Raw genomic sequence first — 23832 nt, 5'->3', positions numbered from 1 at the left:
ACCTGTGGAACGTGTCCATGGGTCCCGTACTCGACCGTCCGAAGATGTCGTTATGGAAGCGTCCGAACAGTTAACATCCGGTGATTTCACTGCCGCGACCGAGCCTTTCCGGCTGTTCGAGGAGTGGTTTGCCCAGGCCAAGGAGAGCGAGCCCAACGATCCGAACGCGATGGCGCTCGCGACCGTCGATGCCGACGGGCTCCCCGATGTCCGCATGGTGCTGCTCAATCAGCGCGACGCGCGCGGCTTCGTGTTCTTTACCAATACCGGCAGCGCCAAGGGGCGCGAGCTTGCCGCCGTGCCCAAGGCGGCGGTGGTGTTCCACTGGAAATCGCTGCGGCGGCAGGTGCGGGTGCGCGGCCCGGTGGAGCAGGTGAGCGAGGCCGAGGCCGACGCCTATTTCGCCTCGCGTCCGCGTCTGTCGCAGATCGGCGCCTGGGCGAGCCAGCAGTCGCGGCCGATGGAAGGGCGCTTCGCGCTGGAAGCCGCGGTGGCGAAGGTCACCGCGCAGTACGCGCTGGGCGCCGTGCCGCGCCCGCCGCACTGGACCGGCTTCCGCATCCGCCCGCTTCAGATCGAATTCTGGCACGACCGGCCGTTCCGCCTGCATGATCGCGTCGTCTTCGCGCGCGAAAGTGACGAGGCGCCGGAATGGTCCAAAACGCGCCTTTATCCCTGAGTGTTTCTTCCCCCGGCGGCACCGTCCCTGACACCGCCTCGTCGCTGAGCTAGAACATCGCCCATGAACAACCAGCCCCGCCGCACCCTCCTGCTCACCGGCGCCTCGCGAGGCATCGGTCATGCCACCGTCAAGCGGTTCTCCGCCGCCGGCTGGCGCGTCATCACCTGTTCGCGCCACGCCTTCCCGGAAAACTGCCCGTGGGAGATGGGGCCGGAAGACCATATCCAGGTCGATCTCTCCGATCCCGCCGACACGCTGCGGGCGGTGGAAGAGATCAGGAACCGGCTGCCCAATGGCGAACTGCACGCGCTGGTGAACAATGCCGGCATTTCGCCGAAGGGACCGGGCGGGGCGCGGCTCGGCACGCTGAACACGCCGGAGGAAGACTGGCGGCGGGTGTTCCAGGTGAATTTCTTCGCGCCGATCCTGTTGGCGCGCGGGCTGCTGGAGGAACTGAAGCGCACCCATGGCGCGGTGGTCAACGTCACCTCCATCGCCGGCTCGCGGGTGCATCCTTTCGCCGGGGCGGCCTATGCGACCTCCAAGGCGGCGCTGGCCGGCCTCACCCGCGAGATGGCGGCCGATTTCGGCCCGCTCGGCGTGCGCGTGAACGCCATTGCCCCCGGCGAGATCGACACTTCGATCCTCTCGCCCGGCACGGAGAAGCTGGTCGAGCAGATCCCGATGCAGCGGCTCGGCACGCCCGACGAGGTGGCGAAGATCATCTATGTGCTGTGCACCGAGACCTCGTCCTATCTGAACGGGGCGGAAATCCACATCAATGGCGGCCAGCACGTCTGAGGCGGCGGCCGACGGCGTGCCGCAGCCTGCTCGCCCGCGTGGCGGCGTCATGGCCGGGCTTCACCCGGCCATCCATGTCTTAGCGGGTCACGTCGGCGATGCTCGGCCCCGAAGCCGGGCATGACATCATGACCTCCGGCCGGGATGCCGGTCGCGCGAGAGACGGCGCCCTCTACAGCCACCGCTTCCACTTGAAGAACAGATACGGCACCACCGCCGCCACCAGCATGCCCGCCAGCGCCAGCGGGTAGCCCAGGGTTTCGTCCAGCTCCGGCATGTGCTGGAAGTTCATGCCATAGACCGAGGCGATGAGCGTCGGCGGCATCAGCACCACCGAGAGCACCGCGAAGATCTTGATGATGTTGTTCTGCTCGATGCCGACCATGCCGAGCGTGGCGTCGAGCAGGAAGGTGATCTTGTTGCCGAGATAGGAGACGTGGTCGTTCAGCGAGCCGACATCGCGCTGCATGCTCTTCAACAGCGCGCGCTGGTCCTTGTCGAAACGCTGGGCCTCGCCCTCGGTGGACAGGAAGGTGACGAGCCGGCCCATGGAGACGAGACTCTCGCGCACCTTGGAGGCGAGATCGCCGCGCCGCCCCAGTTCCTTCAATATGCCGCGGAAGCGCCGGCTGTCGCCCGCCCGGCCCGAGCCCTCCTCGAACACCTGGCGCGACACGGCGTCGATGTCGCCGGACAGGCGCTCGATGATGTCGGCGGCGCGGTCGATGATGGTGTCGAGCATGATCAGCAGCAGCCGGTCGCCGCGCGTGCCGGGCGGGCAGGCGCGGTCGAGCTTCGCGACGACGAGGCGGAACGGCGTCGGCTCGTCATAGCGCACGGTGGTGAGCCGGTTGCCGGCCAGAATGAAGGAGATTTCCGCCAGCGCCGGCCGCTCGCCCTCGCTGTTGCAGACGATGGCGCCGGTCATGTAGCGCGCGCCGTTTTCCACCCGCAGCCGGCTCGAGGGTTCGATCTCGACCATTTCCTCCCGCGTCGGCACGGAAAGCCCGAGCGCCTGCTCGATGATCCGGTCCTCGCCCTCGCCGGGGCGGAACAGATCCACCCAGACGGCATCCATCGGCATGTCGTCGAGGCTCCGCACCGGAACGGGGACCAGCAGTCCGTCGCGGATGCAATAGGCGGTGATCATGGCTCCTCCGGCTATGTCGCGGCGGCGCCGACCATGCTCTGGATCGCCAGCGGATTCCAGCCGGCCCCGCGCTGAAGGCGCAGGGCCGCACCATGGCCGTCTTCGCGGCGCGAATCAGGCGAGACATTCCGGCCCGGGCGCGCGCCTGCGCAGCACCCGGAGGGGAGCGGTTCGTCGTTCAGCGGCTCTGAAGGGGAGGCGGCCTCAGGCCGCGAAATATTCTACGTCGCGAAGCGTGACGATTTTGGCTTCCGCATCATCGGTCCGCGCCGCGCCCGAAACGGGGGCATCGGATACCGTCTTGTTGGAGGAGGCGTAGCGGGCCGCAGCGGCCACGGCGGAAATGCCGATCTCGCGCCAATGTGCGCTCTGCTCGGCGCGGTCCCAGCGTTCGCTCGGTCGGCTCTCGGGAGCGCGGCTCTGTTGGGCCGGGCTTTCTTCTTCGGTAGACATGACACTCTCCAGGTTGAACCACCGCGGTCGCGGATGGCTGCCGACGAAGTGGGCGTCGACTGCGTCAAAAATATGCAAAGTCCGGGTCCGAGATAAGGCCCCTCGACGCATAGCCGGCTTCTTCCTGGGTTTTCCCACCTCTTCCAACGTAACTGATGTTTTTCAGCCACAAGTTATGGCGACGAGGCGGTGGCGTTCATGTGGCCCCTTCAAGGCGGGTGCTACATAGGTTAATCGACGGACAGCGAGCGATTTGACGCGCATGGCGCGTGGCGGGATTCGGAGCTTTCAAAATGGTTTTGCGCGGGGCGGCGGTGGTCCTGTTGGCGGTTCTTCTGGCGGCGTGCAGCAATGCACAGCGGCAGCCGGCTCCCGAGGCGTCGCTGACGCCTCGCGACAAGAAGCTGCTGGCCAGTGCGCCGTACAAGAAGGTTCAGCCGCCGGAGATGTACCAGCGCGCGATCGTCGACTATTCCGGCAGCGAGAAGCCCGGCACGATCGTTGTCGATACCGACAAGAAGTTCCTCTATCTGGTCGAGGATAACGGCAAGGCCATCCGCTACGGCGTGACGGTCGGCGAAGAAGGTCTCGCCTTCAAGGGCGAAGCCAAGGTGGGCCGCAAGGCCGAGTGGCCGACCTGGACTCCGACGCCGGAAATCAAGCAGCGCCTCAGCGGCATTCCGAACTTCGTCGGCCCCGGCCCGCACAACCCGATGGGTGCCCGCGCGCTCTATCTCTACCAGGGCAACAAGGACACGCTGTTCCGCATCCATGGCACCAACCAGCCGGAATATATCGGCTGGGCCATCTCTTCCGGCTGCATCCGCATGCTCAATGAGGATGTGATCGACCTCTATACCCGCGTGCCGCAGGGCGCGAACGTCGTCGTCCTCTGACGATCACGAGGGGTACAAATGAAAAGGGCGCTGCCGCCGGCAGCGCCCTTTTTGTTTGTCGGTGCGGTGCTTCAGAGCATTTCACTGTTTCATGGAAACAGTGAAATGCTCTAACTCTTTCTTTTGTCGCGTTTTCTTCACGCGAACCGGTATCCACTTCGCTCGAAAACGCTCTAGGAGCTTACCGCCGCCATCATGCCGGGAAGGCGGGGCCCCGGCGCTCGGCCGGGGCCCCGTTACGTCACGCCGCCAGCAGGTTCTCGCGCACGGCGTAGTCCAGCGTCTTGTCGAGCGCCCGGGTGAGGCGGTCGAACAATTCGTCGATCTCCGCCGGGGAGATGACCAGCGGCGGGCAGATGGTGACGGTGTCGCCGAAGACGTTGCGCAGGATCAGCCCCTCCTGCTGGCAGAAGGCGACGCACTTGGCCGCCATGCCGAGCTTGGGGTCGAACTGGTGCTTGGTCTTCTTGTCCGCCACCAGCTCGATGCCGGCCACCAGCCCCTTGCCGCGCGCCTCGCCGACCAGCGGGTGGTCTTCCAGCGCGGCGCGGCGGGCGTCGAACTGCGGAATCTTCGCCCGCACCCGCTCGAAAATGCTTTCGCGCTCGTAGATTTCCAGCGTCTTCACCGCGACGGCGGCCGCGACGGGGTGGCCGGAATAGGTGTAGCCATGGCCGAAGCTGCCAAGCTTGCTGCTCTCGGTGAGCATCGCCTCATACATCAGCTCCGGCACCATCACCGCGCCGATCGGCTGGTAGGCCGAGGACAGCGCCTTGGCGACCGAGATCGAATCGGGGCGCATCTCCATCGCCTCGCTGCCGAAGGCAGTGCCGAGACGGCCGAAACCGGTGATCACCTCGTCGCCGATGAAGAACACATCGTACTTCTTCAGCACCGCCTGGATCTTGGGATAGTAGGTTTCCGGCGGCACGATCACCCCGCCGGCGCCCATGACCGGCTCGGCGATGAAGGCGGCGACCGTCTCCGGCCCCTCGGCGATGATCAGCGCCTCCAGGTCGTCGGCGAGGCGGGTGGCGAAGTCGGCCTCGCTCTCGCCGGGCTCGGCGAGCCGGTAGTGGTGCGGCGAGGTGGTATGGCGGACCCCGGCGATCGGCAGGTCGAAATCATTATGGTTGCCGGCGAGGCCGGTCAGTGAAGCGGCGGCGATGGTGACGCCGTGATAGCCGCGCATGCGGGCGATGATCTTCTTCTTCTTCGGCCGGCCGAGCGCGTTGTTCATGTACCAGACGAGCTTCATCTGGGTGTCGTTGGCCTCGGAGCCCGAGCAGGTGAAGAACACCTTGGAGATCGGCACCGGCGCCATCTCCTTCAGCTTCTCCGCCAGTTCGATCGCGGGGTCGTGGCTCTTGCCGCCGAAGACATGGGTGAAGGGCAGCTTGCGCATCTGCGTCGCCGCCGCCTCGACGAGTTCTTCATTGCCGTAGCCGAGCGCCGTGCACCAGAGGCCGGCCATGCCTTCGAGGTAGGGCTTGCCGTCGACATCGTGCACCCACACGCCCTTGCCGCGCTCCAGGATCAGCGGCCCGGTCTCACGCACGGTCACGAGATTGGTATAGGGGTGGATCAGCGTCTCGACGTCGCGAGCCTGAAGATTGGTAAGCATGGCAGCTACTCCGCCGGCCGGGTGGAAATGTGCCCACCCTAATGCCGCGACGGCCGGCCCGGAAGCGCGCCCTTGGTCGGAACCGCCATTCTATTGACTTGTGCCGGGCTTTTCGGTCGCACCGGCGGCGTGCCCTTCCTCGTCCGGCTCGTCGGCGTGATCGGGCGTCAGCGGCTTGCGGGGCGGCAGCGGCGCGCGGGCGCCCGCTTCCGTAACGGCCCATTGGCACAGCACCGCGCCGCTGCGCCGCTCCGCCCGGTCCACATGCAGATGCTGTTCATGATAGCCGTCCGAGCCCGGCCCGAGGATGGTGGTGAAATCAGCGCAGGCGCTGGCCTTGATCTGCTCCTGAAACGCGACCGGCATGGGCTGGTCGCCGCTGCCGGGCACTGGGGCGCCGATGACGAAGCGCCGCCCGTCCTGCAGCTTATAGCCGCTGATGTCGAGCGCATTGCCGCGCCCATGCTCGCTGATCTTGGCGCCGGCGACGCGGTTGCGCGGCCGGCATTGCTGCGAGGCGGCGACGAGCACCGCGTCAAGCGGCGCCCCGAGCGTCGCCACCGCCGGCGCGACGCCCTCGCGGACCCAGCGCGCCACGGCGGCGGCCATTTCGCAACGCAGCGTCGCCGCTGGTTCCAGCGTCACCAGCCGCCCGTCCTTCATCCTCACGGCGGAGAGGGCGACGCCGCGGTCGACGGTGCAGGCGGTGTTGGTGGCGGTGACCTCCACCGGGGTGAAGACGCCGAGCGCGTCATTCGACAGTTCCGGGCAGATGGTCGCCACGGTCGTCTGCGGCACGGGCGCGGGGCTGGGCGCGGCCTCGGGCGGCGATGCGGCGGGCGGCGGCAGCGCCGCGAGCTGGCGCTCGGGGCCCGGCGGCGGCAGCGGAACCTCCGCCCGTTCCGGCGCCCGCTCCGGCGCCTGTGCCGGGGGCGGAAGCTCGGCGGGCGCGGTGACGCGATCATCCTGCACCGTAACGGCGGAATCTGGCCGTTCCGCCTCGGGCGTCGGGGCGTCGGCCGGGGACATCGCGTCCATATCCACCGGCCGGGGAGGGGGCAGCGGAACAGCCGTCGCCCGCGGGCGGGTCGACACGCGCCGCCGGGCCGGCCGCTCGGGCGCGACGCCCAGCCATTCGCCGAGCTGGCGGTTCACCGCCGTCCCGGCCTCATCAATGGAGCGCTTGATTTCCTGCGCGGGTTCAGCGGCGAGGGGGCCAGCGCCCGCCGCCAGAAGCGCGAGGCCGGCAAGCCCGGACAGGGCGCGGCGGCGGCCGGATGGGAGGCGGAGAAAATCCATGCTATCAGGCCTCCACTGCCGGCTCACGGACCCGGGCAAACTGGATTGCGACAGACTGTGAACGCTCCTCGCGCCATTCTGTTCGACAAGGATGGTACTCTTGTCGACTTCGACAGCACCTGGGGGCCCGCCGCCGGCGCGGTGATGCGCCGCCTCGCCGGCGAGGAGGGGCCGGTGCTGGAACGGCTGTTCCGCGCCAGCCACTATGTCGCGGATGAGCGGCGCTTCCTGCAGAGCTCGCCGCTGATCGCCGGCTCGTCGCGGCAATATGGCCCGCTCTGGGCCGAGATTCTCGCGCGGGCGGCGGATGCAGCCTTCTATCATCAGGTCGATCTGCTGTTCTGCGAGGAAGGCGAGCGCTACCTCACCCCGATCGGCCGGCCGGCCGAGACGCTGGCGCGGCTGCATGCCGGCGGGCTGCCGCTCGGCATCGCCACCAATGACGCCGAACCCAATGCAAGGCTGCAGGCGGACCGCCTCGGTCTCATGCCCTATCTGAGCGCGGTCTATGGCCATGATTCGGGCTATGGCTCGAAGCCCGCCCCGGGCATGGTGGAGGCCTTCGCGGCGCACACCGGCCTGCCGGCCTCCGCCATCGCGCTGGTCGGCGACACCCGGCACGATCTTGACACCGCGCGGGCGGCGGGGGCGATGGCGGTGCTGGTGCGCTGCGGCCCCGCGCCGGTGGACGATTTCGCCCATGAGGCCGATCTCGTTGTCGACACGGTCGAGGAACTCGCCGCGCTGGTTCTCGGCGCGGCGCAGCCCCGGCCTGTTATGGCGTGAACGGGGGCGGGAGTGGCAGCGATGATCCGCCGGCGGCTTTACATTGACGAGCGGATGTCGCGGCTCGCCGTCTGGAGCCTGCGCACGGCCATCTTCGCCTTTCCCGTCACCTTTATCGGCGCGGTGCTGTTCGCCACCGAGACACTGGATTTCCGCAGCGCGCTCTACACCGTGCTGGCCGGGGTCGCCGTCGCGGTGCTCGCGCTGCTGCTGGCGCTTGCCGGCTTCGTGGTGATCTGGAACGAGGGGCTGAAGGGCCTGTGGCGGGTGATCGGCGCGGCGGCGCTGGCGCTGGTGCTGATCATGCCGACGGCGACGCTCGCGGCGCTCGGCATGGGCGTGCGCAACCTGCCCGACGTGACCAGCGACATGGAAGACCCGCCGGCCTTCGTCACCCTCGGCACGGTGCGCTCGCGCGCCGCCAATCCTCTCGCCTATCCCGGCGAGCGGCTGGCCATGCTGCAACTCGATCTCTATCCCGGCATCAAGCCGATGAGCTTCGACGCGCCGCCCGAGGAGATCTATCGCGGGCTTCTGGCCCTGGCCAAGCGGCACAAATGGCTGATCGTCGCGGCGGTGCCGCCGCGCGAGGGGCGCGACGGGCGGGTGGAAGCGGTGGCCCGCAGCCTGCCCTTCGGGCTGCGCGACGATGTGGTGATCCGCGTCCGACCCATCGCCACCGGCACGCGGGTCGATATCCGCTCGATGGCGCGCAGCGGCGATGTCGATTTCGGCTCCAATGCAAGGCGCATTTCCCAGCTCTTCGCCGAGCTGGCCGACCAGCAGGGGCGGCCGCCGCGCCGCTGACCGCGCTCAGGCGAGCCGGTAGAGGCCCGCCAGCACGGCGGGGCCTTCGGTGAGCACGTCGCCGCGCTCCACCAGATCTTCGAGATGGGCGAGGGTGGAGAGCCCGGCGGCGCCGGCGAGGCGCGGGTCGAGGCCGAAATAGATCGCCCGCACAATCTCCGGAATCGAGCGCGGGCCCTTTTCCAGCGCCCGCAGGATCGCGGTCTCGCGCGCCTGCCGATGGCGCAGAAAGCGCTGCACGAAGGCCGGTCCCTGAGCGATGGCGCCGCCATGTCCGGGCAGATAGAGCGTTTCCGGCCGCTCGCCGAGCCGGCGCAGCGAGTGCATATAGTCGTTCATCGCACCGTCCGGCGGCGCCACCACGGTGGTCGACCAGCCCATCACGTGATCGCCGACGAAGATCGCCCCGGCCTCTTCCAGCACGAAGGCCATGTGGTTGGCGGTGTGACCGGGCGTCGCCAGCGCCTCCAGCGTCCAGCCGCCACCTTCCACACGGGCGCCGTCGGCCAGCGCGACATCGGGAAGAAAGCCGCGGTCGCCGGCCGAATCGAGCGTGCCGACCTCCTGCGCGTGCAGCGGGCGGGCGGCGCGATGCGGGCCCTCGGCATAGGTCGGGGCGCCCGTCGCCGCCTTGAGCGCCGCCAGCGCGCCGCTATGGTCGCGATGGGTGTGGGTGAGGAAGATGTGCGTCACCGTCTCGTCCGCCACCGCGGCCAGCACGGCGGCGACATGCACGGCGTCGTCGGGGCCGGGGTCGATGACCGCCACCTCGCCATGCCCGACAATATAGGTGCAGGTGCCGGTGAAGGTGAACGGCCCCGGATTGGGCGCCAGCACCCGCCGCACCCCCGGCGCCACGGCTTCCACGACACCCGGCACCGCCTCGAAGCGCCGCTCGAAAGGAATGTCGTCCGCCATATGTGCCTCCCGACGCCGTCATGGCGGGCATGCGCCCGGCGCCCGTTTGCACGCCGGGCCCGCCACGTCTATTCAGCTACTGCGCGGACTAGCTATCGCAAGGATGAGGGATGGACAAACTGCTCGACGGCTATCGCCGCTTCCGTGCCACCGGTTGGCCGGAACGCAAGGCGCTTTTCGAACAGCTCGCGGCTCTCGGCCAGAAGCCGCAGACGCTGGTCATCGCGTGTTCCGACAGCCGGGTCGATCCGACGATGATCTTCGACGCCGGCCCCGGCGAATTGTTCGTCGTGCGCAACGTCGCCAATCTGGTGCCGGCCTATTCCACGCCGGACCATCAGCACCATGGAACCAGCGCCGCCATCGAATTTGCCGTCCGTGTGCTCGAAGTGCGCGAGATCGTGGTTCTCGGCCATGCGCTGTGCGGCGGCGCTGGCGCGATGATCGACGGCGCGCCGCCGCAGGCGCAGGACTTCCTGCCCGACTGGATTCGCATCGGCTCTCCCGCGCGCGACATCGCCCTCAAGCTCAGCGACGATCCCGCCGAACGGCGCACCATTCTTGAATATCAGTGCGTCAAGCTCTCCCTGCGCAATCTCGCGACCTTTCCCTGGGTTCGCGAGCGGCTCGATGACGGAAGGCTGGCCCTGCAGGGCGCCTATTTCGCCGTCGCCACTGGCGTGCTGGAGCGGCTGCGTCCCGACGGCACCTTCGCACCGGCCTGATACTTTTGGCTGAGAGGCCCGGAACTTCCACCCCGCACCCCGCGTTTGGCGCTCGACCGGCGCTGCCGGTCCATCAGCCATAAGGCGGGAGGACGTGCCGTGGGACTGCTCTCGAAAGACATCAGGTCGCTTGACGACCTCCTGATCCAGGGACTCGGCGAACTGCTCTACACCGAGCGCCGTATTTCCAAGACGCTGGCCGTGCTGGCGGGCAAGGTGTCCGATCCGGCGCTGCGCCACGATATCGAGGCCTGCCAGGCCGCAGGCAGCGGGAATATCGCGCAGATCGAGGAAGTGTGCCGCCGGCGGGATTGCCGTCCGCATGTGACGGAATCCCCCGCGATCGACGGCATCTTCATCAGTGAAGAAGAATTGGCCGGCGAGATCGACGACGATCATGTGCTGGATATCGCCATTGCTGGCACGGTTCACGCCGCCGCCGCCTATACCGCCGCGCGCTATGCGAGCCTCATCGGGCGGCTGGTGGGCGTCGGCCGGCCCGATTGCGGCCGGCTGCTGCAGGCCGGCATGACGCACCACCAGCGGGCGGCGGAGTCCCTGCGCCTGCTGGCGGAGAAGCGCCTGACGCCTCGCGCTCTCGCCAAGGTGGGGCGCGACCCGGTAGTGGTGGCGATCGCGAGCTGACCGAGGCGGCGGCCCGCCTTCTGGCAGGGCCGGCGATCGCCGTCAGTTGGGCGGCGTGGGGCGCTTCAGCGCGTCGAGCACGAAGCCCATCATGGTGTCGGCATCGAAGGGCTTGGAGAGGAAACCGGCGGCGCCGGCCTCCTGCGCCCGGCGGCGTATCCGCTCCTCGGGGAAGCTGGTGATGAAGATGACCGGCAGGCCGACGCCCCGCGCCCGCAGCAGCTCGACCAGCTCAAGCCCGCTCATGCTCGGCATCTGCACATCGGTCACGAGGCACCGGGTTTGCGGCAGGGCCGGCGAGGCGAGAAAAGCCTCCGCCGAGTCGAACACCGCGGTCTTGAAGCCGAAGGAACGGACAAGGCTTGCGGTTGCCACGCGCACCGACTCATCGTCGTCGACGATGGCGATCATCGGAACGTCAGACACGGGAGAAATCCTTTCGCGGACAAAGCGGCACGCCTTGGCGCGTCAAGCAGAGGATGGCGCGAAAGTTCCGGGATTCAAATCATACGGAGGTTTGCACTTTAAGCCTTTGTGATGCCGAGGCCGAGCGTCTCCGCCATCCGCACCAGATCCGCCAGCGATCTCGCGTTCATTTTCCGCATCACATGGCCGCGGTGAATCTTTACGGTGATTTCCGACAGGTTGATCTGCGCCGCCACCTGCTTGTTCATCAACCCCGAGGTCACCAACGCCATCACCTCCTTCTCGCGCGCGGTGAGCGACTGGTACAGGTCGCGGAGATCGGTCGCGGCCTTCTCCGCCTCGCTCTGCCGGCGGTCATGCTCCAGCGCCGCCGCCACCGCGTCGAGCATGTCCTGGTCGCGGAAGGGCTTGGTGAGGAAGTCGACCGCGCCGGCCTTCATCGCCCGCACGGTCATCGGTATATCGCCATGCCCGGTCATGAAGATGATCGGCATGTTCATCGGCGAGGCGGCGATCTGCGCCTGGAAGTCCAGCCCGCTGACCCCGGGCAGCCGGATGTCGAGCACCAGGCAGCGCGGCGCGGCGGGCGGCTTGGCGGCGAGCAGTTCCGCCGCCGAGCCATAGAGTTCGACGCGCAGCCCCACCGAGCGGAACAGGCTGCTCAGCGCTTCGCGCAGGGCCTCGTCGTCATCGACCACGATCACCGTCGGGGCGGGCGCGGGGGCAGGCGGGCGACCGGAAGAGGCGCGGTTTATCACGGCAAGGATTCCTCGAGTGCGGGCAGCCGGATGGAGAAGCTCATCCCATGGTCGGGATTGGCGGCGAAGGCGATGCGGCCCCCATGGGCCTCGACGATGGAGCGGCAGATCGAGAGACCCATGCCGAGCCCGTCCTTCTTGGTGCTGTAGAAGGCGGTAAAGAGCCGGTCGGCGCTCTGCGCGTCGATGCCCACCCCGGTATCGCGCACCTCGACGCGGACGCAGCCCTGGCCGGCGGCTTCGCCGTCCCGGCGGGTGGTGACCGACAGCCGCCGCGCCCGCCCCGAAACGCCCGCCATCGCCTGAATGGCGTTCATCATCAGGTTGATGACCACCTGCTGCAACTGCACGCGGTCGCCGGAAATGGCGGGCAGCGCGGCCTCAAGCTCAAGCGCGACGCCGACGCCCTGCGTGTCCGCCTCGCGTTCCACCAGCGTCAGCGCCTCCTCGACGATGTCATTGAGGTTGACGGCGACATGGTCGGGATCGTCCCGCCGGGCGAGCGCGCGCAGGCGGGCGATGACGTTGCTGGCGCGCCGGCCATTGCTGATCATGCGCTCCACCGAGGCGCGGGCCTCGTCGAGATCGGGCACCTCGCGGCCGAGCCAGCGCAGGCACGCCTCGCCATTGGTGACGACGGCGGCGAGCGGCTGGTTGACCTCATGCGCGATGGAGGCGGTGAGTTCGCCCATCGTCGCCACGCGGGTCGCGTGGGCCAGTTCGGTCTGGGCCTTCTGCAGCATGGCTTCCGAGCGCTTGCGTTGGGTGACGTCGTTATTGGTCTCCATAACCGCAACCGGACGCCCGGATTTGTCGAGTTGCAACGACCATCGGCTCAGCACGGCGACCTGCGTGCCGTCGCGCTTGAAATGGAGGAGTTCGCCGGCCCAGTGGCCCTCGGCCAGCAGGGCGGCGTGGATGCGCGCCGGCGTGTCGGGAAAGCGGGTGCGCAGCAGGCTGGCGGCGGTCTGGCCGAGCGCTTCCGCCCGGCTCCAGCCATAGAGCCGTTCCGCCCCCTGGTTCCAGTAGGTGATGCGGTCCGTCAGGTCGCGCACGAAGATGGCGTCGTGCGTCAGGTTCAAGAGGTTGGCCTGGGCGCGCAGCGCCGCCGTCACCTGCTGGTTGCGCAGGGTCAGCGCGCTGGTGATGAGGATCGCCGCGAGGCTCACCCCCAGCCGCACCAGTGCCGAACTCTCCCAGTCGTCCTGATGCACGATGATGAAGCTGGTGAGCGCGAGGGCGATGCAACTGCCGGAGACCACCAGCACGCCGCGCTGTCCGAGGAAATGCGCCGATGGCATGATGACGGCGACGTAGAGAACGGCGATGGCGGTGTCGAGCGGGGTGAGCGTGTCGACCGCGAAGATCGGCGCGGCCATGGCGACGGCGAGTGCCGGGAAAAAATAGGGTGACCGTCCCGCCATCGCGCCTCGTCCTTTCTGGTACCGCACCTGCCGCTACCGCACCTGCGCCCTGCGGCGCCGTCTGTCGTGACGTATGGGCAGGCCCCGCATGTCGGGCGAAGGCGTTGATTAAAGCTATCCTGATCGCACGGTCCAGAGCGGCGCCGGCGCAGGGCGGGCGCGGGCAGTCTTCCTTTCCGGAATCCGCCTACAAGCAAGAGGTGTTATATTAAGGCTGGTCGTCAGTCCCGGCGCGGCGGCGGCGTTTCCTGGTGCGGGATGAAACAGGCGCCGCCGACATACCAAGGTATGGGGACCGGCATCCAACAGAATAGGTATTGAAACGCTCGTACAATTTTGCCGGGCGCCGGGATGTCTACTCTCAACTCATCGCATTGCCTGATGATCTTGAGAGGATTTCACATGCATCCCTGCGCAGCCCGGACCACCGACAACGGCGTGTATGGCGAGAGCGCCGAGCGCCTTCAGGAAGCAGACGGCGCGATCAGCGCCATCGACCGCAATGCGCGGGCCCTTTCGGCCCTGCCGAAATGGCGCCTCAAGCGCGTTGTCGACTATGTGAGGATGAACATCGGCGAGCGTGTCACCCTTGCCGATATGGCCGGCGCCGCCGGGCTGAGCCGCATGCATTTCGCCGCCCAGTTTCGGCGCGCCACCGGCATGCGCCCGCATGACTATCTGCTGCACTGTCGTATCGAGGCGGCCCAGGAACTGCTGGCGGGCACGCAGCAGCGCGTCATCGACGTTGCCCTCGCGGTCGGCTTCCAGACCCAGGCGCACTTCACCACCGTGTTCAAGCGCCTCACCGGCGAGACGCCGCGCCGCTGGCGCGTTGCCGAAGTCCGCCGGCGCAAGATGCTGAAGCCGGCGCAACCCCTGCGCGCCTTGTCCTCGGCGTCCGCCCGTCTCGGTCTCGTCACCGCGCTGTGGAAGGATCACGCCACGGCCGCGCAGGCGGGCGTCGTCACCGGGTTCTGAGCGCCGCGCAGCCGCGTCTCTCGCTTACCCCCTCTCGTCTCCCGCAGGCATCCCGTGCCGGTGGGAACGTGCCAGTGGGGACGTGCCGCCGCCGCCCGCGCGCAACTGTGCAGAGCTGCAGACACGAAAACGCATCGCTGCCGTCGATTTTATCTTTCGCGATAAATGATATCGCGCTATGTATTGTCGCGTACGATACAAAGGTCGGCGGGCACCTCCCGGCGGCGCCCCGCATTCCCTGCGTTCTCCCGCAAAGGCGCAGCAAGAGCCTGAAACACATCCTCTTCCATCAGAAGGAGTATCATCATGGGTTACGTCACGACCAAGGACGGCGTCGAGATCTTCTACAAGGACTGGGGCCCGAAGGACGCCCAGCCCATCGTCTTCCATCACGGCTGGCCGCTGTCCTCGGACGATTGGGACGCGCAGATGCTGTATTTCCTCGGCCAGGGCTTCCGCGTCGTCGCCAGCGACCGCCGCGGCCATGGTCGCTCGGCGCAGGTGAGCGAGGGCCATGACATGGACCATTACGCCGCCGACGTGTCGGCCGTGGTGGAGCATCTCGACCTGAAGAACGCGGTGCATATCGGCCATTCCACCGGCGGCGGCCAGGTGGCGCGCTATGTCGCCCGGTTCGGCGAACCGCAGGGCCGCGTCGCCAAGGCGGTCCTGGTCTCCGCCGTTCCCCCGATCATGGCCAAGACCGAAGCTTATCCCGGCGGCCTGCCGATCGAGGTGTTCGATGGCTTCCGCGCCGCGCTTGCCGCCAACCGTGCGCAGTTCTTCCTCGATGTCGCTTCCGGCCCGTTCTATGGCTTCAATCGTGAGGGCGCGCAGGTCTCGCAGGGCGCGATCAATAATTGGTGGCGCCAGGGCATGATGGGCAGCGCCAAGGCGCATTATGAAGGCATCAAGGCCTTCTCCGAGACTGATCAGACGGAAGACCTCAAGGCGATCTCCGTGCCGGTGCTGGTGATGCATGGCGAGGACGACCAGATCGTGCCGATCGCCAATTCCGCCCATCTCTCGGTGAAGCTGGTGCAGAACGGCACGCTGAAGACCTATCCGGGCTTCCCGCACGGCATGCTGACCACCCATGCCGATGTGATCAATCCGGACCTGCTTGCTTTCATCAAAGCCTGAGCCTCACGGCTGGTGACGTGACCGGAGAGCGGCGGTGCCTTTACGGGCATCGCCGCTTTTCGCATGCGCCCGGCCGCGCCGTGTCGGCGCGGGCGCCGGAGACGGTTTTACCGATCAGGTTTTCTCAAACGGATCGGATCGGGCTCCGGCATACCAAAGGGCTAGACGGCGGAACGGCCGTATGATTTTCGCCGGTGCCGCACGGCCTATGCTGGGAACGTCCTCAACCCGGCGGGCTACACGATGAGCGAAGCTCACGCATCATTGGCGACAGGTCGCGGCCCGGCGTCAAGCCGGGGGAAGGCGGCGGCGCTTCTCACCGTTCTCCGGCCGCGCCTGTTGTTCGGGCTTCGCCTCGCCGCCTCGGTGTGCCTCGCGCTGTACATCACCTATTATCTCGAACTGCAGAATGCCTTCTGGGCGGCGACGACCGCCGCGATCGTCTGCCAGCCCAATCTCGGCGCCTCGCTGCAGAAGGGGCGCTTTCGCGCCATCGGCACGATCATTGGCGGGGTGGCGATGGTGGCGCTGCTCGCCCTGTTTCCGCAGCAGCGCGATGCGCTGTTGTTCTCTCTCGCCCTGTGGTGCGGGCTGTGCGGCGTCGCCGTGGTGCTGCTGCGCAACTTCGCGGCCTATGCGGCGTCGCTGGCCGGCATCACGGCGGTGATCATCTTCGCCGACAGTCTGGCGGATCCGGGCGGGGCCTTCTTTCTCGCGGTGATCCGCGTCGGCGAGATCTGCATCGGCATCGCCTCGGCCGGCCTGGTCATGGTGCTCACCGATTTCGGAGCGGCGCGCAAGCAGCTTGCCGGCACGCTGCGGCACACCGCCGGACAGGTCGCGGCCGGCTTCCTCGCGACGCTGGAACAGCCCGGCGAGACGCCCGAGCACGCGGCGGCGCGGCGCGCCGTCGCCCAGAGCCTCGGCCCGCTGCAGGCGCAGATCGACGCCGCGGTCGGCGAGTCCTCCTATCTGCGCTCGCGCGCGGGAAATCTTCAGCGGATGATGGACGGGCTGGTCGGCGCGCTGGTCGGCTGGCGCAATGCCGCCGCGCATCTGGCGCTGCACCCGGAGGATTTGGCGCCGATCCGCGAGCAACTAGTGCCGCTGCTTCGCCGGGTCGATCCCGCCCGGCTCGAACGAGCCCCGCGGCAGTGGCGCCGCACGGCGGAAGAGGTCGCCGGCGCGCTTCACGCGCTGCCCGCCGCCGACCCGGCGAGCCGCATCGCGGTGGACGCGGCGCGGGAGGTGGTCGCCGGTCTCATCGGCCTCACCGATACGATCGTCCTCCTCATCGAACTCGAAAGTCCGCGCCGTGCGGCGCCGCGCCGGCCCTTCGTGACCGCCGATCTGCTGCCGGCGCTGCTGAACGGTGCCCGGGTTTTCCTCGCGGTTCTCGTCACCAGCGTCTTCTGGGTGGAGTCCGCCTGGCCGAACGGCGCCTTCGCCATCGTCTTCGCCACCGTCGGCACGCTGGTGTTCGGCTCGTTCGGCGATCAGGCGCGCGCGTTCGCAAAGGACTACGCGATCGGTGCCGCCGCCATGGTGGTGCTGGGCGGCGTGCTTTATTTCGCTGTACTTCCAGGGCTTTCGACCTTTGCCGGCCTTTTGGCGGTGCTCGCGCCTCTGTTCGTCTGCCTCGGCATGATGCAGGCGGGCACCTGGCATAATGTCGCCTTTCTCGGCATGTCCATCGCCTCATTGCCGCTGCTGGGGGTGGGAAATCCGATCAGCTACGACGCGGCCGCCTATTTCAATCTCGCTCTGGCGATCGTCTCCGGCACGGTCATCGGTGTGCTGTTCTTTGTCGTCATGCCGACCATCGACCCGCAACACCGCGCCCGCCGCCTCGTCGCCCTGTCGGTGCGGGATCTGCGCCGGCTGGCACGGGACGAGGGCCCGGGCGACGCCGCCCGCTGGACCGCGCGGCTGACGCGACGCGCCGAGGCGCTGCCGCCGCAGGCGGCGCCCGAACAGGCCGGTAGCCTGACGGGCCTGCTCGCAATGGGACAGGCGGTGCTTCAACTCAAGGCGCTGCCCGATTGCCCGGTTGCTGCTCCCGCCTTGCGGCGCGCCCTCGACGCGCTGGCCGGTGGTCGACTCGATGTTGTCCGTAATGCATTGGAAGATATACAGAATATGGGCGACGCCGGCCCGGCGGGCCTGCCGGAAGACTCGCCCTTTCGCACCGTGAAAATTCGTGCCGCGGTGGATGTGCTGCGCGACGCCGTCGATCTGCATGCCGGGCTGCTCAGCGCGCGGTTCGACGCGCGAGCGCTGTTCCTGTCGTCCTTCAGCTAGGAAAGCGAGAGATCATGTATAGGGAATTCGACATTTTCGGGGTCTATGTCGCCCCCTTCGCGGTGATGATGCTGGCGGCCTGGCTGGCGACCTTTCCCCTGAGCCGCATCGCCCATCATGTCAGCCTGACGCGCCGGGTCTGGCATCCCGGCCTGTTCAATCTCTCGCTCTACATCATCCTCCTGTCCCTCCTCGTGCTGCTGCTGGGGCCGCGCCAATGACCGCTCTTTCTCCGGCCGATGAGCGGCCGTCGACCACTTATGCTGTCACGCCCATGCTGCTCACCCTGTGCGCGCTGGGCGCCGCCCTTCTGTTGGGCTGGTGGGGCTGGCAGGCCTATATGCAAACACCCTGGACCCGCGACGGCACGGTGCGCGCCTATGTCGTCACCATCGCGCCGCAAGTGTCCGGCCGCATCGTCGACCTGCCGGTCAAGGACGACCAGTTCGTGCATAAGGGCGACACGCTCGCTCTCATCGAACCGGATGACTACCAGATCGCCCTCGCCAACGCCGAAGCCGCCGTGGCGCGGGCCAAGGCCGACCTCGACAACAAGCAGGCGGAAGCCCGGCGTCGCGCTGATCTCGATACGCTGGCGGTCTCCAAGGAGGAGCAGCAGAGCTTTGCCGCAGGGGCCGAGATGGCGGCCGCCGCCTATCAGCAGGCGCTCGCCGTGCGCGATAAGGCACGACTGGACCTCAGCCGCACCCGCATCGTCTCGCCGGTGAATGGCTATGTCACCAATCTCCTCGCCCAGCCCGGGGATTACGCCACCAGCGGCCAGCGGGCCTTGTCCGTGGTGGACGCCGACAGCTTCTGGGTCGACGCCTATTTCGAGGAATCGGTGCTGAGCGGCATTCGCCCGGGAGCGACCGCACGGGTGGCGCTGATGGCCTATCCCGGCACGCTGACCGGCAAGGTCTCCGGCATCGGGCGTGGGATCGCCATTGCCAACGCGCAGCCCGACGGTTCCGGTCTCGCCACGGTCAATCCGGTCTTCACCTGGGTTCGGCTTGCCCAGCGCGTTCCCGTGCGGATCGCTCTCGACCCGGTGCCGCCCGGCATCACCCTCGCGGCCGGCTTAACCGCGACTGTCTCGATCAGCGGCGATCCGCAAGGCGCGGCGGTTCCTTAGCGTTTTCGAGCGAAGTGGATGCCGTAGCCTGAAGGAAGCACGCCAAAACAAAGAATGAGGTCATTTCACTGTGTCCTTGAAACCGTGAAATGAGCCGGCGTCGAGGCGGGCCAGCGCGTCAATGACGGCGCGCGCCAGTTCCTCGGTTGGGCGCTCGCCCTGCAGACGCAGCACGGGGGCGGATTGCTGCTCCAGCCAGCGCTCATGCTGGGCGAGGTTTCGTCCCTCGAAGGTGGGATCGTCATAGCGCGAGGCCCATTGCCGAAAGGCGAGATGCGCGTCGTGCATGTCGCCGCCGGGCCGGATGCGCGCGCCGTGCCGTTCCACCTCCCGCGCGTCCAGCCGCTGCAGCCGAATGGGCGTTGGCGTGACGAGAAACACGATCAGGTCGACGCCGCGAATCAGTGCGTCGCCCCAGCCGATGAACGACCCGGTGAGCACCCAGCCCTCCGCCTCGGCCTGCTTCTGCGCGATCAGGCGGACGCGGTCCTCCGGCGGGCGCTTCTGGCTGTAGGGCGGATCGCTCGGCATCCAGTAGAAGGCGTCCACATCGAGATGCGGCAGGCCGAGCCTCCCGGCTACGATGTTCCCGAGGGTGGAAACGCCGGAGCATGACGCCCCCATCACATAAAGCCGCGGCTGTGCTGTCATCATTGCTCCGGAAAAGACCTGTCGGCGCGGCACGCCTCACGGACGTGCGGTGGCGGCGCATCGCTCGCCAACCGCGCCTGACCTCAACGAGATAACGAGATTGGCTGGGGCGGGAGGATTCGAACCTCCGCATGGGGGAATCAAAATCCCCTGCCTTACCGCTTGGCGACGCCCCAATCGTCGCGCCCTGCCGGGCGCGTTCCGTGGGCGCGGAGATAGCCACAGCTTGCCGCCGCTTTCAACCTCGACGCTCGGGCAGGCCACAGCCGGCTTATCCACCGATCCCTCGACAAGTGGCGGCGGGCCCCTTGCCGGCCGGCTCATTCACATGCTAGAGGCTGCGCGCCGCGGCGGAGTGTAGCGCAGCCTGGTAGCGCACCTCGTTCGGGACGAGGGGGTCGCAGGTTCAAATCCTGCCACTCCGACCACGCGGATCCGAGACATTTCAATGTCTTGGAACATGGGCACACCAGGGCCCAACAGAACGACATTCCTGCCCGGCCACAAAGGTGCCGCTCCCCTGATGCGGCAGCGCCAGCCTTCCCGGCCGGTGCCGCTTCGGCGCGGCGCTGCGAAACGCCGCTCGCCATCCTCGCCAGCCGACCGCATGACAACGCCCGCCTTCGGCTCGAAGGCGGGCGTTGTCGATCTGGCCTTCCCGTCGCCCGGGTGCATGAGGCCGCGCCGTCGCGCCGCGACCTCGCCGGGGAGTGGATCAGCCCGCGCGCAGATTCTGCACGAACTCGGCCACTTCGCGCTGCAGGTCGCCGGCCCGCGAGGACAGCGAATTCGACAGCGAGGAGAGCTGGGTCGAGGCGGCGCCGGTCATTTCCGCCGCGCGGCCGACACCCGCCATATTGTCGTTCACCGCGCCGGTGCCGCTCGCCGCCATATGGGTGTTGCTGGCGATCTCCCGCGTGGCGGCAGCCTGCTCTTCCACCGCCGAGGCGATCGCGGTGGTGACATCGCGGATCTGGGTGATGGTCCCGACGATCTTCTCGATCGAACCGACGGTGCGGCTGGTGGACTGCTGGATTCCCTGCACTTTCAGGCCGATTTCCTGCGTCGCCCGGGCGGTCTGCTCGGCGAGCTGCTTCACCTCCTGTGCCACCACCGCGAAGCCGCGTCCCGCCTCGCCCGCCCGCGCCGCCTCGATGGTGGCGTTGAGCGCGAGGAGATTGGTCTGGGCGGCGATGTCAGTGATGAGGTTGACCACTTCGCCGATCTTGGTCGCCGCTTCGGACAGCTCGCGGATTTCACCGGCGGCGCGGGTCACTTCATCCGAGCCGGAGGCGGCAAAGGCGGCGGCCTGTGTCACCTGCGAGCCGATCTCGCTGATGGAGGAACTCATTTCCTCGGTGGCGCTGGCCACCGTCTGCACATTGGTGGAAGCTTCCGCCGCCGCATTGGTGACGGCGACCGCCTGGCGCGAGGTTTCCTCCGCTGTGTCGGATAGGTTGTGAGCCGCCACCGACACCTCGCTGGAGGATGAGGCGACCTGATTGACGATGCTCTCCATTTTGGCGACGAAGCTCTGGGCGAGCTGGTCGCGCCGGGCCATCGCCTGACGCTCGCTCTCGGCACGCGCGGCCGCCGCCTGGCGGGCATGTTCGGCTTCCTGAAGGCCGTCGCGGAAAGCCAGAAGCGCGTTGCTGATGGCGCCGATCTCGTCCTTGCGTTCGGTGTAGTCCACGGCGGTGGCGAAATCGCCGCCCCGGATCTGCTCCATGGCCGACACGGTGGCGCGGATCGGCACGGCGATCATCTTGTTCAGTATGAAGGCCGCACCGACGCCGATCAGCAGAATCACCGCGACTGACAGGGCGACAGCGAACAGGATCATCCCCTCGGCCGCTTCCATGTCGTTCCGCCGCACGGTGAGCAGTGAAGCCTCGGCTTCCCGGAGTTCGGCAACAAGGCTGCGGATCTTGTCGAAATAGACCTTGCCCTTGCCGGCGTATTCGACCTCGCGGGCGCCTTCTGCAGAACCTGACTTCATGAGGTTGATGGCAAAAGTGGCCACGTCGCGCTTCCAAGCCTCGACCTGCTGGCGAACGGCCTCAAGCCGCTCCTGCTGAGTGGGATTGTCGCTGGTGAGCGACTTCGCCTCGGTCCAGTCCGCAACAAAGGCCGCCTCTCCTGCCCGGAGCGGCGCCAGATTGGCCTCGTTGCCGGTGATGAGATAGCCGCGCAGGCCGGTTTCCTGATCGACCATGGCGGCCATCATGCCGTCGATGTGCTCCAGGACATCGTAGGTGTGGACCGTCCAGTCCACGTTTTGCCGGACAGCGGACTGCGCCTGCAAAATGACGCCGCCGGTGACGAGGCTGGCGATGAGGACAAGCCCGAATGCCAGCATGATCTTGGTACGGATCGCTAAATTCTTCATGTTCATTCCAGGTCTCCGGGCGGCGGCCAGGTGATGCGGCGGTCGCGCATGCACCGGCGCCTGCCGTGGCAGGGAGTGGCGGGGCGCGATCCGGACACGGTTGGAGGAGATCTGCGGAGCCCAGGTTAAGAGCCGGCCGGGGGGGCACACTTCTCACGGAGCGTTCACCTGACCGTGACGCGAACTTCCTGCCGCTGTCTTGCGTGAGGCTGACCTGTCTCACGGGAGCGGACCGCCGCTTCTGGACAAGACGCGCGGCTTCCCCATATGCCGCGCATGAGCCAGCCCCATTGGTGCCGCGGGTGAGCGTGCCCGCTCCGCCGTTCGACCCCCTGCCGACGCCATCGACCGACCACGGCCGTTCCCGGCGGGTCGGGGTGGAGATCGAGTTCACGCGCCTGGCGGAGCGGGAGGCGGCGCGGTGCCTCAGCGCCGTCCTTGGCGGCAGTGTCGAGGAAGAAGACCCTCACGCCTTCCGGCTCGTCGGCTCCCGCCTCGGTACCATCGGCATCGAGCTGGACATGCGCCATGTGCACCCGAAGCGCGCCGGCCCAGGACGGCGGCTCGGCTCCCTGGCCGGCTGGCTGGGGAGGCTGGCGCGCCCCTTGGTGCCGCGCGAACTCATCACCGACCCTTTGCCGCCGGAACGGCTGCACGAGCTCGACGCCGTGACGCAGGCGCTGCGCGCGGCGGGGGCGGGGGGCGAGGGGGCGATCGCGACCGATTCGCTCGGCCTGCATTTCAATATCGGGCCGGCGGCCACCGATGCACGGACGCTACTGCGCCTGCTGCGGGCCTATCTTCTGCTCGAACCGGCGTTGAGGCGGGCGACGCTTACCGGCCCGCTGCTGCGCTTTCACGCGCCGCCGGCCTATCCGCCGGCCTATGTCCGGCGTGTGCTGTCGGCGGACTACCGGCCGGACCTCGCCATGCTCTGCGCCGACTATGTCGCGGCCAATCCCACACGCAAGCGGTCGCTCGACCTGCTGCCGCTGTTCCTGCATCTCTTTCCCGACGAGGTCCGCGCGCGGATTCGCGGCAAGGTCACGCCGCGGGCCGTGCTGCATTACCGGCTGCCGCTGGCCTATGTCGGCCGACCCGGCTGGAGCCTCGCCGCTGACTGGAACCGCTGGGTGGCGGTCGAGGCACTGGCCGCTGACGCCTTGTGCGACGGGCGGGGCGATGTGAGCCGACTGATCGAGAACTGGATCGACGAGACCGGACGCCGGGCGTGGTTCCGCTCCGAATCCTGCCGGCATGAGGCGCACCGGGGCTGATCTCTCCCGCCGGCATCCCGTGCCTTCCCCTGGCGCCAACGGGTGGCGGACGCCGCCTCAGCCGAGCTTGTGCAGCAGCCGCACCACCTCGGTCCGCTCGCCCGGGGTGAGGGGTTCGAGGGTGGCGTCGGTGATCTCACCGGCGACGCGGATCGCCGCGTCAGCCACCTCCCGGCCGGAGGCCGAGAGGTCGACCGTGCGCCGGCGCCGGTCGCGCGGATCATCGGTGATGACCAGCAAGGCGCGGGCCGCGAGCCGGTCGACCACGCCCTTGATGGTGGCGGCGTCGAGATGGATCATCCGCCCCAGATGGTTCTGCGAGCAGGGGCCGATCTCGCGCAGCTTGGCCAGCGTGGCGAATTGCGGCGGTGTCAGCCCTTCGATCATCCGGGCGGCGAAGAGGGAGGCATGGCGCTGGCAGGCGACGCGCATCAGGAAACCGACCTGGGCGTCGACGCGATAGGGCTCGCCGTCCCTGGCGCCGTCCGGCCGTTCCGGACCGCCCCTTGTCATCGCTGTAACCCCTTCTGATACCATCGGCGTATCAGAGCACAGGCGCGCCGA

Annotated in this window: 24 protein-coding genes and 2 tRNA genes; 14 read left to right on the top strand and 12 right to left on the bottom strand. The window is 67.9% G+C overall.

All coding sequences use genetic code 11. The features are described 5' to 3' along the window. Positions 1 to 52: 52 nt before the first annotated feature. Together pdxH and AAC979_RS13100 are read left to right on the top strand one after the other, a co-directional pair. On the top strand, positions 53 to 679 hold the full coding sequence (gene pdxH, locus AAC979_RS13105; RefSeq protein ID WP_371347319.1) for a pyridoxamine 5'-phosphate oxidase: 627 nt from the start codon (positions 53 to 55) through the stop codon (positions 677 to 679). 63 nt (positions 680 to 742) lie between these two features. After that, complete coding sequence (locus tag AAC979_RS13100; RefSeq protein ID WP_371347318.1) at positions 743 to 1483, top strand: SDR family NAD(P)-dependent oxidoreductase; 741 nt, start codon at positions 743 to 745, stop codon at positions 1481 to 1483. Between the two features lie 172 nt (positions 1484 to 1655). On the opposite strand, the gene AAC979_RS13095 is transcribed toward AAC979_RS13100, so the two are convergent. Then, the gene (locus AAC979_RS13095; RefSeq protein WP_371347317.1) at positions 1656 to 2633 is read right to left on the bottom strand and encodes a magnesium transporter CorA family protein; all 978 of its coding nucleotides are present in this window, start codon (positions 2631 to 2633) and stop codon (positions 1656 to 1658) included. 204 nt (positions 2634 to 2837) lie between these two features. After that, on the bottom strand, positions 2838 to 3164 hold the full coding sequence (locus AAC979_RS13090) for a hypothetical protein (RefSeq protein ID WP_371347316.1): 327 nt from the start codon (positions 3162 to 3164) through the stop codon (positions 2838 to 2840). Positions 3165 to 3379: 215 nt separating this feature from the next. Between AAC979_RS13090 and AAC979_RS13085 the strand changes: the two genes are divergently transcribed. After that, positions 3380 to 3982: a L,D-transpeptidase gene (locus AAC979_RS13085; protein WP_371347315.1), complete on the top strand. Its 603-nt coding sequence runs from the start codon at positions 3380 to 3382 to the stop codon at positions 3980 to 3982. A gap of 241 nt (positions 3983 to 4223) precedes the next feature. Here the strand turns inward: AAC979_RS13085 and AAC979_RS13080 are convergent, their stop codons facing one another. Together AAC979_RS13080 and AAC979_RS13075 are read right to left on the bottom strand one after the other, a co-directional pair. After that, positions 4224 to 5606, bottom strand: coding sequence for an aminotransferase (locus AAC979_RS13080; protein WP_371347314.1), 1383 nt, complete (start codon positions 5604 to 5606; stop codon positions 4224 to 4226). A gap of 90 nt (positions 5607 to 5696) precedes the next feature. Beyond that, positions 5697 to 6905 carry an extensin family protein gene (locus AAC979_RS13075; RefSeq protein ID WP_371347313.1) on the bottom strand — a complete coding sequence of 403 codons (1209 nt, stop codon included), beginning with the start codon at positions 6903 to 6905 and terminating at the stop codon, positions 5697 to 5699. A 57-nt stretch (positions 6906 to 6962) separates the two neighbouring features. Here AAC979_RS13075 and AAC979_RS13070 point away from each other — a divergent pair, with 57 nt between their 5' ends. Together AAC979_RS13070 and AAC979_RS13065 are read left to right on the top strand one after the other, a co-directional pair. Continuing rightward, on the top strand, positions 6963 to 7691 hold the full coding sequence (locus AAC979_RS13070) for an HAD family hydrolase (protein ID WP_371347312.1): 729 nt from the start codon (positions 6963 to 6965) through the stop codon (positions 7689 to 7691). Positions 7692 to 7712: 21 nt separating this feature from the next. Beyond that, complete coding sequence (locus AAC979_RS13065; RefSeq protein ID WP_371347311.1) at positions 7713 to 8498, top strand: DUF1499 domain-containing protein; 786 nt, start codon at positions 7713 to 7715, stop codon at positions 8496 to 8498. A gap of 6 nt (positions 8499 to 8504) precedes the next feature. Here the strand turns inward: AAC979_RS13065 and AAC979_RS13060 are convergent, their stop codons facing one another. Next, a complete protein-coding gene (locus AAC979_RS13060) occupies positions 8505 to 9416 on the bottom strand; it encodes an MBL fold metallo-hydrolase (RefSeq protein ID WP_371347310.1) in 912 nt (303 codons plus the stop codon). Positions 9417 to 9526: 110 nt separating this feature from the next. Here AAC979_RS13060 and AAC979_RS13055 point away from each other — a divergent pair, with 110 nt between their 5' ends. Both AAC979_RS13055 and AAC979_RS13050 read left to right on the top strand, forming a co-directional pair. After that, entirely contained in the window at positions 9527 to 10141 is a 615-nt protein-coding gene (locus tag AAC979_RS13055; protein ID WP_371347309.1) for a carbonic anhydrase, read from the top strand. A 99-nt stretch (positions 10142 to 10240) separates the two neighbouring features. Further along, positions 10241 to 10786: a DUF892 family protein gene (locus tag AAC979_RS13050; protein ID WP_371347308.1), complete on the top strand. Its 546-nt coding sequence runs from the start codon at positions 10241 to 10243 to the stop codon at positions 10784 to 10786. Between the two features lie 42 nt (positions 10787 to 10828). On the opposite strand, the gene AAC979_RS13045 is transcribed toward AAC979_RS13050, so the two are convergent. The 3 genes from AAC979_RS13045 to AAC979_RS13035 form a co-directional block, all read right to left on the bottom strand. After that, positions 10829 to 11212 carry a response regulator transcription factor gene (locus AAC979_RS13045; RefSeq protein ID WP_371347307.1) on the bottom strand — a complete coding sequence of 128 codons (384 nt, stop codon included), beginning with the start codon at positions 11210 to 11212 and terminating at the stop codon, positions 10829 to 10831. Positions 11213 to 11310: 98 nt separating this feature from the next. Further along, entirely contained in the window at positions 11311 to 11970 is a 660-nt protein-coding gene (locus tag AAC979_RS13040; RefSeq protein ID WP_371347306.1) for a response regulator transcription factor, read from the bottom strand. Next, positions 11967 to 13394: a sensor histidine kinase gene (locus AAC979_RS13035; protein ID WP_371347305.1), complete on the bottom strand. Its 1428-nt coding sequence runs from the start codon at positions 13392 to 13394 to the stop codon at positions 11967 to 11969. Before AAC979_RS13035 ends, AAC979_RS13040 begins: the two co-directional genes overlap by 4 nt. Positions 13395 to 13796: 402 nt before the next feature. Here AAC979_RS13035 and AAC979_RS13030 point away from each other — a divergent pair, with 402 nt between their 5' ends. From AAC979_RS13030 to AAC979_RS13010, 5 genes are all read left to right on the top strand, one after another. Then, positions 13797 to 14372 (top strand): helix-turn-helix domain-containing protein, encoded by a 576-nt coding sequence (locus AAC979_RS13030; protein WP_371347304.1) that lies wholly within the window; start codon positions 13797 to 13799, stop codon positions 14370 to 14372. A 306-nt stretch (positions 14373 to 14678) separates the two neighbouring features. Beyond that, the gene (locus tag AAC979_RS13025) at positions 14679 to 15515 is read left to right on the top strand and encodes an alpha/beta fold hydrolase (RefSeq protein ID WP_371347303.1); all 837 of its coding nucleotides are present in this window, start codon (positions 14679 to 14681) and stop codon (positions 15513 to 15515) included. A 339-nt stretch (positions 15516 to 15854) separates the two neighbouring features. Beyond that, positions 15855 to 17816, top strand: a complete 1962-nt coding sequence (locus tag AAC979_RS13020) for an FUSC family protein (RefSeq protein WP_371347302.1) — start codon at positions 15855 to 15857, stop codon at positions 17814 to 17816. Between the two features lie 14 nt (positions 17817 to 17830). Then, complete coding sequence (locus AAC979_RS13015; RefSeq protein ID WP_371347301.1) at positions 17831 to 18037, top strand: DUF1656 domain-containing protein; 207 nt, start codon at positions 17831 to 17833, stop codon at positions 18035 to 18037. Next, on the top strand, positions 18034 to 18951 hold the full coding sequence (locus tag AAC979_RS13010; protein ID WP_371347300.1) for an efflux RND transporter periplasmic adaptor subunit: 918 nt from the start codon (positions 18034 to 18036) through the stop codon (positions 18949 to 18951). The genes AAC979_RS13015 and AAC979_RS13010 overlap by 4 nt, the downstream gene beginning before the upstream one ends. 60 nt (positions 18952 to 19011) lie before the next feature. Here the strand turns inward: AAC979_RS13010 and AAC979_RS13005 are convergent, their stop codons facing one another. Both AAC979_RS13005 and AAC979_RS13000 read right to left on the bottom strand, forming a co-directional pair. Next, on the bottom strand, positions 19012 to 19602 hold the full coding sequence (locus AAC979_RS13005; RefSeq protein ID WP_371347299.1) for an adenylate kinase: 591 nt from the start codon (positions 19600 to 19602) through the stop codon (positions 19012 to 19014). A 101-nt stretch (positions 19603 to 19703) separates the two neighbouring features. Continuing rightward, positions 19704 to 19778: transfer RNA gene (locus AAC979_RS13000), tRNA-Gln, on the bottom strand. 175 nt (positions 19779 to 19953) lie between these two features. Between AAC979_RS13000 and AAC979_RS12995 the strand changes: the two genes are divergently transcribed. Then, positions 19954 to 20030, top strand: a tRNA-Pro gene (locus AAC979_RS12995). A 287-nt stretch (positions 20031 to 20317) separates the two neighbouring features. Here the strand turns inward: AAC979_RS12995 and AAC979_RS12990 are convergent. Then, positions 20318 to 21997, bottom strand: coding sequence for a methyl-accepting chemotaxis protein (locus AAC979_RS12990; protein WP_371347298.1), 1680 nt, complete (start codon positions 21995 to 21997; stop codon positions 20318 to 20320). A gap of 296 nt (positions 21998 to 22293) precedes the next feature. Here AAC979_RS12990 and AAC979_RS12985 point away from each other — a divergent pair, with 296 nt between their 5' ends. Further along, positions 22294 to 23268, top strand: coding sequence for an amidoligase family protein (locus AAC979_RS12985; protein ID WP_371347297.1), 975 nt, complete (start codon positions 22294 to 22296; stop codon positions 23266 to 23268). Between the two features lie 57 nt (positions 23269 to 23325). On the opposite strand, the gene AAC979_RS12980 is transcribed toward AAC979_RS12985, so the two are convergent. Next, positions 23326 to 23781 (bottom strand): MarR family winged helix-turn-helix transcriptional regulator, encoded by a 456-nt coding sequence (locus AAC979_RS12980; RefSeq protein WP_371347296.1) that lies wholly within the window; start codon positions 23779 to 23781, stop codon positions 23326 to 23328. Between the last annotated feature and the right edge of the window lie 51 nt (positions 23782 to 23832).

It is taken from the genome of Ancylobacter sp. IITR112 (genome assembly GCF_041415945.1).
Taxonomy (GTDB): domain Bacteria; phylum Pseudomonadota; class Alphaproteobacteria; order Rhizobiales; family Xanthobacteraceae; genus Ancylobacter.
Note: the sequence above shows the minus strand (reverse complement) of the source record. Positions and strands in the feature narration are given on the sequence as shown.

What these genes read in the sequence shown, in the direction of transcription:
- pdxH (WP_371347319.1), top strand. Translation starts at nt 53, where the DNA reads ATGGAAGCGTCCGAACAGTTAACATCCGGTGATTTCACTGCCGCGACC.
- AAC979_RS13100 (WP_371347318.1), top strand. Translation starts at nt 743, where the DNA reads ATGAACAACCAGCCCCGCCGCACCCTCCTGCTCACCGGCGCCTCGCGA.
- AAC979_RS13095 (WP_371347317.1), bottom strand. Translation starts at nt 2,633, where the DNA reads ATGATCACCGCCTATTGCATCCGCGACGGACTGCTGGTCCCCGTTCCG.
- AAC979_RS13085 (WP_371347315.1), top strand. Translation starts at nt 3,380, where the DNA reads ATGGTTTTGCGCGGGGCGGCGGTGGTCCTGTTGGCGGTTCTTCTGGCG.
- AAC979_RS13080 (WP_371347314.1), bottom strand. Translation starts at nt 5,606, where the DNA reads ATGCTTACCAATCTTCAGGCTCGCGACGTCGAGACGCTGATCCACCCC.
- AAC979_RS13075 (WP_371347313.1), bottom strand. Translation starts at nt 6,905, where the DNA reads ATGGATTTTCTCCGCCTCCCATCCGGCCGCCGCCGCGCCCTGTCCGGG.
- AAC979_RS13065 (WP_371347311.1), top strand. Translation starts at nt 7,713, where the DNA reads ATGATCCGCCGGCGGCTTTACATTGACGAGCGGATGTCGCGGCTCGCC.
- AAC979_RS13060 (WP_371347310.1), bottom strand. Translation starts at nt 9,416, where the DNA reads ATGGCGGACGACATTCCTTTCGAGCGGCGCTTCGAGGCGGTGCCGGGT.
- AAC979_RS13055 (WP_371347309.1), top strand. Translation starts at nt 9,527, where the DNA reads ATGGACAAACTGCTCGACGGCTATCGCCGCTTCCGTGCCACCGGTTGG.
- AAC979_RS13035 (WP_371347305.1), bottom strand. Translation starts at nt 13,394, where the DNA reads ATGGCGGGACGGTCACCCTATTTTTTCCCGGCACTCGCCGTCGCCATG.
- AAC979_RS13030 (WP_371347304.1), top strand. Translation starts at nt 13,797, where the DNA reads ATGCATCCCTGCGCAGCCCGGACCACCGACAACGGCGTGTATGGCGAG.
- AAC979_RS13025 (WP_371347303.1), top strand. Translation starts at nt 14,679, where the DNA reads ATGGGTTACGTCACGACCAAGGACGGCGTCGAGATCTTCTACAAGGAC.
- AAC979_RS13015 (WP_371347301.1), top strand. Translation starts at nt 17,831, where the DNA reads ATGTATAGGGAATTCGACATTTTCGGGGTCTATGTCGCCCCCTTCGCG.
- AAC979_RS13010 (WP_371347300.1), top strand. Translation starts at nt 18,034, where the DNA reads ATGACCGCTCTTTCTCCGGCCGATGAGCGGCCGTCGACCACTTATGCT.
- AAC979_RS13005 (WP_371347299.1), bottom strand. Translation starts at nt 19,602, where the DNA reads ATGACAGCACAGCCGCGGCTTTATGTGATGGGGGCGTCATGCTCCGGC.
- AAC979_RS12990 (WP_371347298.1), bottom strand. Translation starts at nt 21,997, where the DNA reads ATGAACATGAAGAATTTAGCGATCCGTACCAAGATCATGCTGGCATTC.
- AAC979_RS12980 (WP_371347296.1), bottom strand. Translation starts at nt 23,781, where the DNA reads ATGACAAGGGGCGGTCCGGAACGGCCGGACGGCGCCAGGGACGGCGAG.